This is a genomic window from Terriglobales bacterium (assembly GCA_035561515.1).
GTDB lineage: Bacteria > Acidobacteriota > Terriglobia > Terriglobales > Acidobacteriaceae > DATMXP01.
This window is the reverse complement of sequence record DATMXP010000037.1, coordinates 108,432-124,087: the sequence shown is the minus strand read 5'-3', so window position 1 is coordinate 124,087 and position 15,656 is coordinate 108,432. Positions and strand designations below refer to the sequence as shown.

The following is a 15,656-nucleotide window of genomic DNA, read 5'->3' as shown; positions in this document are numbered from 1 at the left end:
AACTTACATATTTCAACCAGAAATAGCAACAGTGACACAAATTGTCACTCTGCATGTCTGGGAGTGCTTAAGACTCTGTGTTTCAGCGGCTTAGGGACAATGCTAAGGTGCAAACCTCAGAATGAGACACCTGGGATTAAGGTTCCAAAACGGAACTCTCCGGGCGATTCTCAACTAGTCGCGAATGTTGAGGCGGATGATCTCTATGTCGTCTTTGCGATCGAACACACGATCGGGGAACATTCGTTTGACGAGAATGCGCAGGCCGCCGAAGGCAATGCCCGCTACGATCGCTAGTCCAAAGAGGATCGCAATCAGCACGATAATGTTCACGAGCAGATTGCCGAGATTGTTGCGCGGGTTCAAACCCGTATCCTGGTTCCAAGTGACATCGGCGTCATAGTTGACGGATGCGAGGAGCGTCTTCGCCTCTCCATCAGAGATCGACCCCGTGACGACGGCGACGAGCGGTCCACTGCGTTTACTCCACACCGAAGCCCCGGCTTGATCAGTTGATGATGGATGCCATTGCTCGATTGAACGCAAGCGAAGGCCCGCAACTCCGGGAGTGGGATACGAGATCAAGAAAAGATTGGCGACGCCTTTGCCTGTCTTGTATTGAGCAGAGGCGATTTCCGCACCGGTACTGAAGTCTACCTGCTCTGCCGGAGGCGCACCCGGCAGGCGGGAAAGGCCCACCGGTCCAAAAACGTATCGCGTGGAATTCTCGACCATGCCCTGCTTCGGAAGGTACGTGGTAACACTCGGCAGGTTGGCGGTATTGCCGGTTTGTTTCGGCAGCAGAGACGCGAGTTCGCGCAATTCTCCGCCTGACATGGGAGTGATGCGATCGAACTTCGCATCCACGAGCAGATTGCTGGTGAGGAACAAAATACGCTCGTTGTTCGATGCGGCCATATCTCCGATGTCTTCGGGCGCCATCTGGCCGCGATAGAAGTGAAATGCTCCGAATGCACCGCTGGCATCGTGGAAGCGTGCGATCTTCACCGAAAGTGTGCGCCCCGGCTTGGTGTACTGGGCGGTCTCCGCTTCCACCAGCCCGTATTCCTTTAGCAGATCGGCATAGAGCGGATCGACCTGTGCGGCTTCTGTTACGACCATGGACTTTTGCAGGTCCCATCCGGAGAAGATCTTGGGTGCAATAGAGCCAGCGGAATCGGCCGCAGTGGCAAACGGCACAACACACGCGAACAGAAGCAGTAAGAGAGACAATCTTTTCATCGAAAATAAAGACCCTGATACCTATTAGACTACCGCGAGGCCGACAAAGTTCCCAATACGAGTTACTTAGTAGCGATGGCAAGCAGCCTGCTGCCGATGAACCCGGCGACCTCAGGGGTCACGTAGGGCGGCGGAGCGATGCGGAACTGGGGCTTCTGGTGGATCAGCCTCAAGGACACGGCATCCCATGCAGGCTCGCCCGATGATCCCTGACAGAGGAAGGCATCGGCCCGGTCGAGGAACTCCCGGGCAGAGCTTTTAAAATCGGGGTTGTCGAAATCGAGCAGGCTGAGATAAAGATCCGGCCGGACGAACTTCATCAGGCTATTGGACTCGAAGATGATGTTTCCAGCCCCCGCAATCAATTGCCTGATTCGCGGCATCGCCTCTGCCAGCAAGCCCTGACGCGTCCTGACCCAATAGACCTTCTCCGCTCCCGCTACCAGGAAGCGCGAGGTATCGCTCTCGCCGGAGCGATCATGCTCTTCCGTGACAGCCCATGAGTGGTCGGGTGTGGCGCAGTCGCATTCGTTGCCATTCGCGGAACAGATTCCGTGACCGTACTGTGTGATCTTGACGGCGGTCCAGCGGTACTGCGGAAATGCGGAGATGATCTCGGCCACAGTGCTGGTCTTTCCCACACTGCGCGAATGTCCACCTACGATGACTATGGCCATAACCGGATTATTTCTTCTTCGCGAGCCTCGATAGGACCGCGAGTTCTTTCAGGTAGTCGCGTATGGGTCGCGCCGGAGTTCCCCAGAACAGCATGCCTCTCCCGCGAATGGTTTTATTGGATGGCACACCGCATTGAGCGCCCAGGATTGCGCCCTCTTCAATGGTGACGTGATCGGCGATTCCCACTTGTCCGGCGATGATGACGTTGTCGGCGATTACCGAGCTGCCGGAGATTCCCGTCTGCGCGGCGATGACCACGTTGTCACCGATTCGAACATTATGTGCGATGTGGACAAGGTTATCGATCTTCACGCCATGGCCGATGAGAGTTTCGTCGAGAGCGCCACGATCGACCGTGCTGTTCGCGCCAATTTCGAAATCGTCCCCGATAATGAGCCGACCGACTTGCGGAAACTTCTCGTACTTCCCTGACGACTGGTCCTGAACGTAACCGAAACCATCGCTGCCGAGTGCCGCTCCGGCATGGATCGTCGCGCGCTTACCGATGGTAGTGCCGCTGTAGATCGTCACATTGGATTTGATGTTCGCACCCGCACCGATCTTTACCCCGGCGCCGACAAAACAGTTCGGCCCAATCGTGCTTCCCTCGCCGACAGAAACGTCGCCTTCGATAACCGTAAACGCTCCCACGCTCGTATTCGCGCCCAGAATGGCTGTGGGTGCAATTACTGCCATCGGGTGGATGCCCACGGCCGCGTGTGCATTTGGCTGTAGCAGACTCACAGTGCGGGCGAATGCCAGCTTTGGCTGCTTAGTGATCAGAAGGGTTTTGGACGTAGTCGCATGCGCCGCAAAGTCGCCGGTGAGGATAACCCCGGCGCCCGATTGGAGCGCCTCGTCCAACCATTTAGGGTCTTCCACAAAGACGATAGAGTCTGGCGTCGAAGAACTTACGCTTTTGGCTGCGCGGACCTCAACCTTACCGTCTCCGACAACTCGCGCGCCGGTTGCCTCGGCGATTTGTTGGGCTTTCATGCTGATTCAGTATAGCGGCGGATTACCTTCCGGACGCGTCTTCCAGCGCTTGTGTACCCACAGCCACTGGTCCGGATACTTACGAATGAACTCTTCAATCACTTTCGTGAACTTCGCGGTATTAGTGACTACGTCGGCTTCGTCGTTGCTGGTGCGCACCAACGCGATGGCGGGGTCGAAATGCACGCGGTACTTTCGCAGGATCGGGTCCCAGATCGTGAATGCCGGGACCACGGAGGCATCTGTACGAAGGGCAACACGAGCGATGCCACTGGCCGTGCACGCTGAGATGCCGAAGAAATCCACGAATACTCCCTGCGGGGGAGTCATGTTGGTGTCCATCAGGACGCCGACCGTTTCGCCGGCGCGCATGGCCGAAATCAAGCCACGGGCGAACTCCTGTTTCCCGAATGTCTTATTCCCGTGCCGAGTGCGATAGCTGTCGACCAACCGGTCCAAATATGGATTGTCGAGAGGCCTCACCACTTCCTGCATGGGATTGCCGTAGATGGAGTGCGCGAATGACCCGATTTCCCATCCGCCCAAGTGCGCCGTCAGGAACAGGACGCCTTTCCCGCGCGCCCGAGCGGAGTCGTAGCACTCAAAACCTTCGTATACGGCAAGAGTGCTTATGTTCTTTGCGTCGAAATAGGGAAAGTGGCAGAAGTCGGCAAGCTGTCGGCCGAGCGTCCGAAACACGCCGTGCAGGATCCTGCGCCGTTCGCGGTCGGTCTTCTCCGGCATCGCCATGCGCAGATTGCGCATACCGACTTTGCGAAGCCTTCCATGGAGTACGTAGATCGCAAAAGCAATGCACATGCCAACGAGGCGTGCGAAGCCCAATGGAAGCAGGCCCAATGCTGTGACAATCAGCCATACCGGTGCGTACTCTAGCTTGTGGCGCATTCAGGAAAACCGGACGGTAACACCCGCATAAAAGCTAAGTCAAACAACTTCAGCGGATGTACCCAAATGAAAAGCCCGGCAGAGTGCCGGGCCGGGAACGAATCTGTAGACTAGTTACCGCTATTCGGCGTCTGCGGAGCCGCCGGAGCCGGAACGCCACTGTACTTCGTGAGCGCTTGCAGGAATGGAGCAGAGTCTGCCGGCGCTTCGATATTGCCATTCAGGATGGTCTTGAATGGCACCATGCGCCCGTAGAACGAGCGCGTATCGTCCTTGCCCTGCGAAATGACGGAACCGTTAATCGTGATTCCGGCAAACACTCCGCGTGCACGGGAATACGTGAGAACCTGCGCCTTCATCTTCCAGTCAGTGGAGCCCTCAGCATGTCGCCCGACTGGCCCTGCGGCAACGGACCCATCCGCTCCGAGCTTGAACTTGCTTGAGAGCAGATTTTTCATTCCGGCATCATTCATGATGAGCATGACGAGGTCGACCGCTTCGCCGCCGATCTGGAGCCCGAAGCTGCCGCCTTTCAGGCTGAAGAATGCCGGGCTGCTCCAGCCCTTTTCGGTGCGGCAACTCGCTACTCCCTTGCCATAAGCGGCCCCGAACCCCAAACCGCCTTTCAGGAACGATGGCACTACCGCAACGCACTTGGCGGAACTGAATATCTCTTCAGGAATGCCACTGTCAGGCGCTGCCATGATTTCATTCAGTACATTGCCGGCTTCCTCGATGCGCGAAGAAACTTTAGCGCGGTCACCTTGCGCGAAAGAAAGTGAATGGATAAGGACTACCAGCGTGGCAAGAATCAGGATGCGTTTCATCACAACCTCGGGGGAGAATCGCTTACACCCGTTGGGGTGTGCCCTAATGCTAACGCAGACCGGTCACGTAAGTTGTTCCTGAGGTTGGCTGATGTGGTTCACGCGGAAAATAAGAAGGGCTGGAATTCGCGACTTTCGTCTGAATCCCAGCCCCTGTCTCCCAGGTTCTGTGGTAGGTGAAGCGAGTATGCGGCATACCGCCGGAATCGCCAAGTTACATTAGGTCTATGCCCTTCCGGGCTAGACCAAGAACTACTTGTTGCTCACAAGACTGTGCGTGATTGCATGTACCGATAGCGCAATGCGGTTCTGGACGCCAACTTTCCTCATTAACTTGGCGACGTGAGCTTTGACTGTGCGCTCTTCGATGCCAAGCACAGAGCCGATTTCCTTGTTTGAGCGTCCGGCGACCAGGAGTTCCAGGACCTGCTTTTCGCGGTCCGTGAACGTAACCCGACCCGCGGGGAAGATGCGACCGGGCGATGTGCTGACGCGCTCGATGAACATCGAAAGCACACGGCGAGGCGCCCAAACCGATCCTTGGTTGACAATGCGGATGGCCTGCACGAATTCCTCGGGCGTAGCTGCTTCGTCGACGTATCCCTTGGCGCCCGCGGCGACCGCTTTAAGGATGGATTCGTCGTCCGCGCCGGTTCCGGTCACAATGATGCGCAGATCCGGACGAGCGGCTTTTAACCCCGCCATCACGTCGAATAGATTTTGTCCCGGCTGAGCCCCAAGCAGGATGATGTCCACGCTGGGCTGATTGGCGATTTGAGTCAATGTTGTAGCGGAAAGCTCGAATTCAGGTTCCGAATCGAACAGTGCGCGAAGGCCGATCAGGCGAAGTGGATCCGTTTCAACTACTGCGATACGAATCTTAGGCTTGCGTGCGGGTGCTGGTTTCATGGACGCTCCGGTCTTGAGGTACCCGCAAAGAATAGGCGCAAATCGGGTAACTGCCAAGCAGCCGAAGTCCTTATGGACATTGTACGGCTGGGCATGACCTAAAGTAACAATCGCTATTTCCGAGCCAGGATGTGCTCTTCCTTCTGGTTCAGAAAGCCGTCGGAGTATCCGAGGTGATATCCGCTACGGAACGCTTCGCAATAGCTTGACTGGCTATCACCTGCGCTTCCCTTCGGTTGGGAAGCGTGCTCCTCGCATTGAACGGAAGCTTTAGCTTCAGCCAGCGATGACCGGCCGTCCTGCAAACCCTGCTTCTCTCCGGTTTCGTAGCCCTCCTGGAAGGCGCGGTCGAAGGTGCGATCAATGGCGATCTCCCGTCGGGGAGCATCCTCGGCTTCCTTTACCAGTTCCGCCGCGCGGAACGGTCTTCCCCACATGCAGTCGACATAAGCCACGGCAAAGCCGCGACGGTACCCGGCCTCGAATAGCTTCTTGTCGCCATATTCTTTCTTGAAACCGACAGGCTTTTTGTAGGTCGGCTGCGATCTCACGTCCCGGAAGGCGCGCCCCATTTGTAAATCGAGGTCGCCATTGTGGAAGCCTTCCTCGTACCCGTGGATGTATCCGTGGGCAAAGGCGGATTTCGCAAAAAGGTTATGGCTTACCAGGTGCCAGTCCGCAGCCTGAGCTTGCAGGTTTGGAACTGCTGTGGCTAGGAGGAATGCGAGGCCGACCAGACGTACGGTCATGTTGATGCAAGACACGGTTCTCTCCGGCAAGTGAGATGAACATGTCCCGGTGGCGGATGTCAGGCTTCCTCCGATGTTTGCCCCGGACTTCGCACCCGGTCGGCGGAGGGTGGGTTACACCTTCGTGCCTCTGCCCCTAAGGTCTTATCCCAACTTTACTTAGGAACTTCGTTGAATTTAATCCAGCCACTTGCAAGCCGATACTGCTTTCAACACAAACCCAAAACGAGTTCAGTCCGTGGCCCGCCGTTGCGATGACTCTGGGGGAAACGCGAGCGGAGGGCCGGGACAGAGTTGGTCAGGGGAACTCCCTGCTAGCCAATAAGTTGGCAGGGAGTTCGTGTGATACGCGCCGCGATGAGCCACTTCTATCAGTCCCGCGCACGATTCTGCCTCCTTGCACTTTACGTTCTGATCGTAAGTGGCTGCTGTCTTGCGCAATCCACTCCCAATCCCTTCGACCGCAAGTTCGACGAGCTGACGCAACGCTGGAATAGCTCTGACGCTCCGACCAAGGCTGTCCTACTTGACCAGATGCACGGTCTCCGCGACTTCGTCTCCGATCCAGCCAGGGTTTCGGTGCAAATCAATCGGATTGCGGAGAACTGGAGCGAGACACCGCTGGTACGCGACGATGCGAACTGGCAACGGGCTCGCATTGCCCTGCACGAACGACGCCTGGACGAAGCACGTCGACTGACAGACGCACTGGGATTTGTCCGCGACTGGACCCGCACTTCGTCGGCGAATTGCTTCCCTATTAAAGTCGCGGGGACGTCCAGCCTCACAGCTAACGCCCTGGGCTCCATCGTCCTTCATGATCGCGCTGCGGCCTGTGTGGCTACGGCGATCTACGTTTCGGAGCCAAAAGATGTGGCACTCCGATTTGGCGCGAATGCATCGGTAGCGCTCTTCGTGAACGGCAACATGGTCGTGCCAACCGAGGATGCCCCGGAATTCGCGTTTGACCAGCGTTCCGTCGGGGTCCGATTGCAGCCGGGCTGGAACATCCTCGCGTTGGAATTCGACGCGTCAAGCGATGAACGTCAGTTCGCGTTACGAGTGACCGCCACGACTGGAGGAGCCATTGGAGTCGCCGCAGATTCATCTCGTATCAGCTCCGCAGCGCACAAGACGCCTCTGCTTCATGTTTCCGACCTGCTTGAAGATGCCGAAGAGAATGGCGTATCCGCTGAAGGACTCGACACTCTTGCAGAGCTGCGTGAGGTACGCGGCTTAGGTAAAGACATCGAGCATCTGGACGCGGCCGCAAAGCGGTCGCCTTCGGTTGATCGGTGGGTGAATGTTGCGAACGCCTGCGTCGAAGAGAGCTGCACATTTTCTGCGCTGGGCCGGGCTTTAGCCTTGGATCCCAAGTCGGCGAGTGCAAATCTCGCCCTGGCTGTGTACTACATCGACCGAGGCCAGTTGCTGAAAGCTCGTGAACTCCTGCAGGAAGTATTGAATGCCGAACCGGACAACTTCGTCGCACAAAAGAAACTCGCCGACGTTTTCGCCCTGGCAGGCGCACCTTCCGCAGCGAAGGATCAATATCGGAAGCTTGAAACCCGCGGGAACCTGCCGATCTGGGTCAAACGAGAACTTGGACTGCATTACGAAGCAGCTGGGATTACCGGTCCCGCCACCGCATTCTTAAATCAGGCCTGGAGATCCAATTTCGACGATACGGTCACACGTGCAGCCCTGCAGCGACTGGCCCAGCGTCGCGGCGATGCCGACGTACTCATGATGCTGGCGCAATCCGCGGAGGCTCTTGATCCCATGAACCCCGCGCCGAAGCAGAACATCGCGCAAGTGGTGGGTGTGCCGACGCAGGCTGACAACACTGTCGCCTACGGGGACATGAAACGTCACGACGCGGAATCGGCGACACACGTATTGAATATCCGGGAAACATCGAGCATTGATGCCGACGCGGACTACATGGTGAACGCGGCTTCACTCGCCAAAGAGGCCCGGCGTTCCGGTCAGCGATACAACTCGAATGTAGTTACGCTGGCCGATGTAACCGTGGAGCGGGTACAGGCTAACGGTCAGAACGTTGTGCACGCGCAGCAGGTCTTTTATATGGCGAACGACCGCGGCGCGCGTGACTACAGAGTTCGTAACGTTCAGTACAGCCATGCGACCCAGAAGCTGACCGTGCTTGGCGCGCGGATATACAAGGCGAATGGGCAGGTGCTTGATGCGGAAGACCAGGGCGAAACGTCGATCGCCGATACCAGCATCTCCATGTACTACGACACCCGCGCTCGGGCACTGCGCTTCCCCAATCTGGAAAAGGGCGACGTGATCGAGCTGGAATACCGGATTGTTCCGAATTCCAGCACGAATCCGTATGGGGATTACTTCGGCAACCTGGTGACATTCCAGAACGGCTTGCCGCAGAAGTTGCGCCGATACGTCCTGATCACGCCTGTGGGACGGAAGTTGAACGTGATCGAAGAACGCATGCCGGTGCGCGGTGTGGTTTCCGAAGCCGGCGGGCAGGTGATTCGCCGCTGGGACGTCATCAACATGGCGCCACTGGCGAGCGAACCTCGCGGTCCCTCGCTTACGGAAGTGGCTCCCTACGTAGCGGTGTCAACGTTTGCAGACTGGAATGAGCTTGGACGCTGGTACGCCGACCTGATCACGCCGCAATTCAACCTCGATTCCGAATTGCGCGATGTACTGGCGGGTATCACGAAGAATGCCACTACCGAGCTCGAAAAGATCCACGCCATCCACGAGTTCGTATTGCGCAACACGCATTACGTCGCGATGGAGTTCGGAATCTACAGCTACAAACCATATCCTGTCACCCAGGTCTACGCACGACGCTTTGGCGACTGCAAAGACAAAGCAAGCCTGATGATCGCCATGATGAGGGCGGTCGGCGTTGACGCGGAGATGGCGTTGGTCCGCACCCGCAAGCTCGGCGACGTTGATGAGCGAGCGACCGCGCTTTCGGTCTTCAACCACGCCGTTGCGTATATTCCGAAATACGATTTGTGGTTGGATGGAACCGCTGAATATGCGGGCTCGCGCGGCGAGTTGCCACTCGATGATCAAGGCGCGATGGCGCTGACCGTGAACTTGAACGGCAATTCGACCCTGCGCCGCATACCCGTCACCCTGCCCATGCAGAACTACACGCACCGTGTGGTTCGTGCAGACATTCAGGACGACGGCAACATCCTGTTCAGAGGTTCGGCTTATACACGCGGTGAAGATGCCCCCGGTCTGAGGCGCGAGTACGAGATCGCCGACCGTCAGCGCGATACGGTTCGTGCCAATCTGGCGCAGGTCTACCCTAGCGTCCAGGTGGACTCAGTCCATGTGGACGGCGCCCAGGACATTGAGCGCGACATCAACGTGAAGTTCAGCGGATCTCTCGATAAGTTCTCAGGTCAGAAGCAACTTCAGTTGGCTTCCTCGTGGCTGCCGCATCAGTACGTAAACTCATTGGCAGCCGCTTATACCCGCACACAGCAATTGCAGTTGCCGGCTCCCTGGACGACCGAAGAGGAAATCCACTTCACGATCCCGGATGGAGGAAAGATCGACGTGCTCCCGGCTGACGTCCGACACGAGACTCCGTTCGGCACGGCGGTTATTCGCTACGAACTTCGCGGACGTGAACTGATCGTGAATACTTCTGTGCAGTTTCGAAAGCTTCGCATTGAAGCGAGCGAGTATCCCGCATTCCGGCAGTTCTGCGCCGATGTCGAAAAAGCTTTCCGTCAGGAAGTCACACTGAAACTCGGCAGCTAAGCCGAGACAGAGCTGCCGGTACGCGGCTTAACGCATCGAATCAGTTCGGATGTCGTCAAGAACCATCGCCATTCTGCTAGTCGCATTGCTCTCTGTAGCCCAGGGGCAGGATTCGCCGAAAACCGCTGAAACGAAGCCCGATGTTGCAGCCCCGGTTCGTTCCGCGTTTTTCCCCGCTTCCAATCTGGAAGCGACTGTCGCCCTCGCCAATGCAGCTCTGCGGCGGAATCCCGCGAATTCCGAGTTGCTCTTCCTGAAGATGGAAGCCCACGCGTTACAAGCTGACACCGAAAACACTCTGAGTTCGGCGATTCGATTGTGTGCCGTTGCCGAAAGAAACGATCCTCGCGCCAGCATCGCTGCCGCTCGCATTCGCCATCTCGCCGGCAACACGCAAGTGTTCCGCAACGTTATACCGAGAGTTCACCAGTTGATCGCCGACAACTCTCCTTGTGTGGCCGGTTTGCGAAATTCGCTGATAGCCGCCGAAATGGAAGGAGCACCCGGAATCGATCTCGACACACAGACGCGCGAAGCCGGCATCATCACCCATTGGCGGGTTCAAGGTCCGTTCGGAAAATACAGCAACGTGGCATTCGATCAATCGTGGCAACCGGAACGCGACGGTGTTGCTGAAGAGGTTTCGGACAAGCCATCGGAGCGGCTGCAATTCGATGATGGCAACTTTCAATTGCCTGACTATTTTCCGCGTTCGGGAGTGTATTACGCAGCCGCAACACTGAACTTACCGCGATCTGCGCGCCGGATTTTGCGAATCGAATCAGCCGGAACGCTTGAGATATTTCTGAATAGGCGCAGGGTTCTGCGTAACGACCTCCGATTTCGCAAGGGCCCAGAAGTCGTCTCGCAGGAAATCAAGATTCCGGCCAAACCTCAGGCAGTGCTGGTGAAATTCACACCGCAAGCGCTGCCGTTCCGAGTATCAGTTCTGCCCATTTCATCGCGGCAGCAAGGGCAACCGGAAATGGATCCGGTCGAGTCCAGCTACGTCACCGCGCTGCAGCAATATTGGGTCGGCAATTTCCCGCAGGCCGCAGTTACTTTGGCCGAACTGCGCAAGAGCACTCCGTCTACTGCTGCTGACTTCCTTTTCGCGCAGACACTGGCGCGGTCATTCAGCAACTCCCCGCACGAGGCGAGTCTATTGGAGTCTGCGTTGAGCGCTTCGCCCGATGCAACTGCCATTAACTTTCGACTGGCGGAGAAAGCGAGGATGGCGGGGCGCATTGACGAAGCATGGCGTCGCATCAACGAAGTCTTGGAGCAAAGGCCTGAGTTCGTTCCGGGGATTCGCCTGGCAGTAGAACTGGCGTTGTCCCGCAAGATGACAAGTGAGGCAGGCCCTCTATACGACCGTCTCTTAAAACTGACACCGACGTGTGCAGTCATCGCCGAAGCCTATAAATTTTCAGTCCAACGAAATAATTTTCAGAATAGTTCCCGACTGCTGCGGGATTCGGAAACCTGCGCGCCAGGTTCGACCACCTCCGTTGAATTGCACAGCATTGCCGGAGATCACGAATCTGCAACCGCTGCTGCTGAGAAGGTCGTTAGAACACATCCTCTCTCGCGCGAAGCACGCTTCCTGCTCGTTCGCGAGTTGGTTCTGGCCGGTAAAACCGCGCAGGCCACGCAGGCCGCGAAGGAACTTGCTGCCATCGCTCCCAACTCCAAAAAGTTCCGTGATCTGGCGGTTTCGCCCATGGATCCCACGAGCTTTGCTGACGATCAAAGTGACGCCGGGAGTTTGATCACGGACTCGGCGCCGTTCTACGCGACCTACCGGCGCGACGCCCTCGCATTGATCCGCGAAACGAAGCAACGCACGGATTCCGGACCGGCGATCATGCTGCTCGATGACAAGGTGGCACACGTTGCTGAGGACGGTACCGTGTCGGTCTACTACCACAAAGTCTTGAAAATTCTCACGCGCGCCGGTGTGAGCAGCTACGGCGAAGTATCCATCCCGGAGAACTCGCAAATCCTCGAACTTCGAACCATTGCTGCTGATGGCACGGTTTCGGAACCCGAGTTCCACCAGCATAAGACCACCATCTCCATGCCGGGTCTCCTCCCCGGGTCGGTCATCGACCAGGAATACGTGATTCGCTATCCCCATCGCGCTGGACTCGATGCCCATGGACCCGATTTTGTGTTTACCTTCGGGTCATTCAAGATGCCCGTGCTTCTCATGCGCTTTGTATCGCTCACCCCAACATCCTTGTCGGTGGCTGCGCGTGAGCTAAATGGCGCTCCCAGAGCACGAATCTCGACGGACCAGCGGACGCGTGTGCAGATCTGGGAATCCCAGGACGCTCCGTCACGTGCGATGGAGCCTTCGCTTCCCTCGCGTGAAGTGCTGCCGACTGTGGCAGTCATCGGCATACCGGAAGGCGGCTGGGCCGATGTTCGCGACTATTACCGTGAAGTTCTCATCAACGCCTCGCAGAGCGGAACCCGGTCGGCTCTCATTCTGAACCAACTCAGACTCCAGGGTAGGAATGATGCCGAGAGTCTCCTGCGAATATTCGAATACGTGAGTTCGCGGATCCGTTCCGATGGATCGTCATTCAAGAGTGGCACTCCGAGAGCGGGAGAAGACACTCTCGAAACCGGCTACGGAAACCGTACAGCCGCCTTGCTGGCACTCGCTTCGGCCGCAGGTTTCGATCCGGACATGGTCCTTGCTCGCGACGTGAGTTCGTTCCCACCGGTAGTTTCCCGCCATTCCTTCACTAATCCGCTGGTGATGATTAAGTCGGGAAACAGCACTTTCCTGCTCGACGCGGAGACAGAAAACATTGGCTTCAACGCGATCCCTCCAACAGACAGCCGCCGTGACGCCTTGCACGTTCCTCGAGTCGCCCCAGACGTGCAGCCCTTAATAGGACTTGGGGCGTCTGTGTCGGAGTTAAGTCTGGCCGATGCCGACATCCGAGTGACTCCCGCAGGCGACCTTCTCGCGCAAGTTACGATCAAACTCGGCGCGAACCGCTCACGACAGATGAGAAATTCGCTCGAGACTGTCGACGCGCTTGGGTACCGCCAGTTCCTTCAGCAGATCGCTTCGCGCATCTTCCCGGGCGCCACCGACACCACCGGTGACATCCGGTATCTGCATGACCTCCAGCAGCCGCTCGAACTCTCGTTCCGCTGCCGCGTTCCGGGGTTCCTGGATCTTTCGTCGTCGCGGATCGACACCGATCAACTCGCTCCCACGCTGGGATTGCGGCGCCTGTACGCGAATGTGGCTACGCGCAACTTCCCGCTCTACGTCGATACTCCATTGGTGGAGCGGACCACATTTCGGGTAACTCTGCCCTCCAACGTGCGCCTTGCGCGCCGCACGCCCAATCGCACCATCCAGTCTCGGTTCGGGCGCTACGCGTTCGCCACTCGCGACGTCGGCAAAAACAGTTTTGAAATTGTCCGGGAATTCGACATACCCGTGCAGGTGGTCAGCACTGAGGACTACAAGGACTTTATGGACTTCGCCGATCGTATTGATGCCGTTGAGCGTCAGCGGTTTACGTTCTCGGCGAAGAATGCTGTCGCGCAGGCTGATTTGTCTGGAATTCGCTGACGCCGATGCTCCAAAACAGCAACGGGCGTGGATTACCACGCCCGCTCATAGTCTGTTGAGAGATCGCACCTAGCCCATGTACTCGGACCCGACTTCCCGAAGGGCGCCGGAGACGCCATGCCGCTGGGCTTCATCGGCGAAGCGTTCTGCGATTTTCTGTACCGTTGAGAATATCTGCGCCCCACGCGAGATGTAGTCAGGGGCATTATCCCAGAACTGTTCGAACTGCTCGGGATATTCGGACGCCAACACAACCAAACCCACCGTGGTAAGTGCTGCTCCGGGTGCGCGCCGTCCTTTGATCAACAAGAGCGCTCCTGCCGCAACAGACCCCACAACGACTGCCTTCTTCCAATTCACCATTCATTCTCTCCCGATACCCGGAAGCGGAGAACCGGGCCCCCTGTTAGAAGGCCTGTCCCCTCACTTTCGTTGCATCCTGCAGCTGTGTCAATCGTAACCTAAAGGCAGCCAATAACGCTTGCCGATGACTCCGACGTACGTTACTTTCCTGCCAATGTCGAGTCTGTCCATCGACGAAGTGCGTGCCGAGGTGACTCGTTTCTGGAATGTGTTCACCTCGAAGGCATCCGACCTGCTGGAGGAGTTCTACGCTCCCGACGCGTCGGTGTTTGCTTCCTCTTCGGCTCGCTCTGAACCTGGACGCCTCGCCGTCGCCCGCCGCAAACGCGAATACTTTGACAAGCAGTCGAGTGTCCGCGTTCAGGTTGGCTACATTGAAGTTCAACTTCTATCCGATGATGCGGCGGTCGCGAGTTACACATTCCAGTTTCATGCCAACCGGATTGCGGCCGGAGCCGGTAACGCCGTGGAAGAAGACATCCAGCACGGGCGGGCTACGCAGGTTTTCCTTGTCGACTCCGATCACAAACTCCGAATTGTGCACGAGCACTTCTCGGTTTCCGCCGACTAGCCATCGTTTTCATTCCAAATCAAAAACGTAGACTGCTCCTCGCCTCCCGTTCGCATCTATCCCCGGAACCAACAAGAACAGGTACAACATGAACAGCGTTAGAACAATTGCGCACGACGTCGTCCGCATTCCGGTAAAGATCGGCAACTGTTACATCGTTGGCGGCCCTCAGCGATGGACTCTTTTGGACGCCGGCACCGAAGGAAATCATGATCGAATCCGTAACATCGCCGAACAGCGTTTCGGGCTAGGTGCACGGCCCGAATGCATCGTGCTCACGCATGGCCATTTCGATCATGCAGGCTCGGCAGGACAGTTGGCGAGACATTGGGACATTCCGATTTGCGCGCACCGTCTTGAGCTTCCGTACCTTACCGGACGTGCCAAGTATCCGCCGCCAGATCCAACTGTAGGCGGGTTCATGGCTAACATGGTTCGGTTCTTCCCGAATCGCAATTACGATTTCTCCGAACACATGCGAGAGCTTCCGATGACCGCGGTTCCCGGCATGGAAGGCTGGACCGTCTACGAGACGCCCGGCCATACACCCGGGCACATTTCATTCTTCAGGCCGGCGGATCGTGTGCTCCTCGCTGGCGACGCCTTCGCCACCGTCAATCAGGCCTCTGCCTTTGCGGTTCTTACGATGAAGCCGGAAGTTTCAGTTCCACCGACTTATTACACCTGCGACTGGGAAGCGGCTTATGACTCGGTAGCGCGGCTGTCGGAACTCGATCCTGAGGTCATCGGTGCCGGGCATGGAGAACCGATGTTCGGGGCTGCTGCGCGTGAAGGACTGCGGCGTCTGGCCACCGAATGGCCGCAACCGGTGAAAGGGCGCTATGTAAATCAGCCCGCTAAGGCCGATCACACCGGGCCGGTGTATATACCGCCTCCGGCTCCGGATCCCGTCAAGTGGATTACCGTGGGCGTGGCGACCGCGGGAGCGATCGGAGCTGGCGTCCTATGGAAGCGCCGCCGCGCTGCTTGACCTGCAAGAAAAAGGCCGCGAGAGGTCGCGGCCTTCTGTTCGG

Annotated in this window: 12 protein-coding genes; 4 read left to right on the top strand and 8 right to left on the bottom strand. The window is 57.4% G+C overall.

Translation table 11 applies throughout. The annotated features are described in order from the left end of the window. Positions 1-174 precede the first annotated feature (174 nt). The 7 genes from VN577_16630 to VN577_16600 all read right to left on the bottom strand — a co-directional run bounded on the left by VN577_16630 (position 175) and on the right by VN577_16600 (position 6,322). Positions 175-1,233: a DUF6599 family protein gene (locus VN577_16630; GenBank protein ID HWR16451.1), complete on the bottom strand. Its 1,059-nt coding sequence runs from the start codon at positions 1,231-1,233 to the stop codon at positions 175-177. Positions 1,234-1,304: 71 nt separating this feature from the next. Next, complete coding sequence (locus VN577_16625; GenBank protein ID HWR16450.1) at positions 1,305-1,919, bottom strand: hypothetical protein; 615 nt, start codon at positions 1,917-1,919, stop codon at positions 1,305-1,307. Positions 1,920-1,926: 7 nt separating this feature from the next. Beyond that, positions 1,927-2,916, bottom strand: a complete 990-nt coding sequence (lpxD, locus tag VN577_16620; GenBank protein HWR16449.1) for a UDP-3-O-(3-hydroxymyristoyl)glucosamine N-acyltransferase — start codon at positions 2,914-2,916, stop codon at positions 1,927-1,929. Positions 2,917-2,922: 6 nt separating this feature from the next. After that, a complete protein-coding gene (locus tag VN577_16615; GenBank protein ID HWR16448.1) occupies positions 2,923-3,822 on the bottom strand; it encodes a lysophospholipid acyltransferase family protein in 900 nt (299 codons plus the stop codon). A 110-nt stretch (positions 3,823-3,932) separates the two neighbouring features. After that, positions 3,933-4,649 carry a lipid-binding SYLF domain-containing protein gene (locus tag VN577_16610; protein ID HWR16447.1) on the bottom strand — a complete coding sequence of 239 codons (717 nt, stop codon included), beginning with the start codon at positions 4,647-4,649 and terminating at the stop codon, positions 3,933-3,935. A 252-nt stretch (positions 4,650-4,901) separates the two neighbouring features. Next, entirely contained in the window at positions 4,902-5,558 is a 657-nt protein-coding gene (locus VN577_16605) for a response regulator transcription factor (protein HWR16446.1), read from the bottom strand. A 113-nt stretch (positions 5,559-5,671) separates the two neighbouring features. Next, on the bottom strand, positions 5,672-6,322 hold the full coding sequence (locus VN577_16600) for a hypothetical protein (protein ID HWR16445.1): 651 nt from the start codon (positions 6,320-6,322) through the stop codon (positions 5,672-5,674). A gap of 327 nt (positions 6,323-6,649) precedes the next feature. On the opposite strand from VN577_16600, the gene VN577_16595 reads away from it, so the two are divergent. Continuing rightward, complete coding sequence (locus VN577_16595) at positions 6,650-10,084, top strand: DUF3857 domain-containing protein (GenBank protein HWR16444.1); 3,435 nt, start codon at positions 6,650-6,652, stop codon at positions 10,082-10,084. A gap of 49 nt (positions 10,085-10,133) precedes the next feature. Continuing rightward, the gene (locus VN577_16590) at positions 10,134-13,688 is read left to right on the top strand and encodes a DUF3857 domain-containing protein (GenBank protein ID HWR16443.1); all 3,555 of its coding nucleotides are present in this window, start codon (positions 10,134-10,136) and stop codon (positions 13,686-13,688) included. Positions 13,689-13,757: 69 nt separating this feature from the next. Here the strand turns inward: VN577_16590 and VN577_16585 are convergent, their stop codons facing one another. Further along, complete coding sequence (locus VN577_16585) at positions 13,758-14,051, bottom strand: hypothetical protein (GenBank protein ID HWR16442.1); 294 nt, start codon at positions 14,049-14,051, stop codon at positions 13,758-13,760. A gap of 154 nt (positions 14,052-14,205) precedes the next feature. Here VN577_16585 and VN577_16580 point away from each other — a divergent pair, with 154 nt between their 5' ends. Together VN577_16580 and VN577_16575 are read left to right on the top strand one after the other, a co-directional pair. Further along, positions 14,206-14,622 (top strand): nuclear transport factor 2 family protein, encoded by a 417-nt coding sequence (locus tag VN577_16580; protein HWR16441.1) that lies wholly within the window; start codon positions 14,206-14,208, stop codon positions 14,620-14,622. Between the two features lie 88 nt (positions 14,623-14,710). After that, positions 14,711-15,613 carry an MBL fold metallo-hydrolase gene (locus VN577_16575; protein ID HWR16440.1) on the top strand — a complete coding sequence of 301 codons (903 nt, stop codon included), beginning with the start codon at positions 14,711-14,713 and terminating at the stop codon, positions 15,611-15,613. The last annotated feature ends 43 nt before the right edge of the window (positions 15,614-15,656 follow it).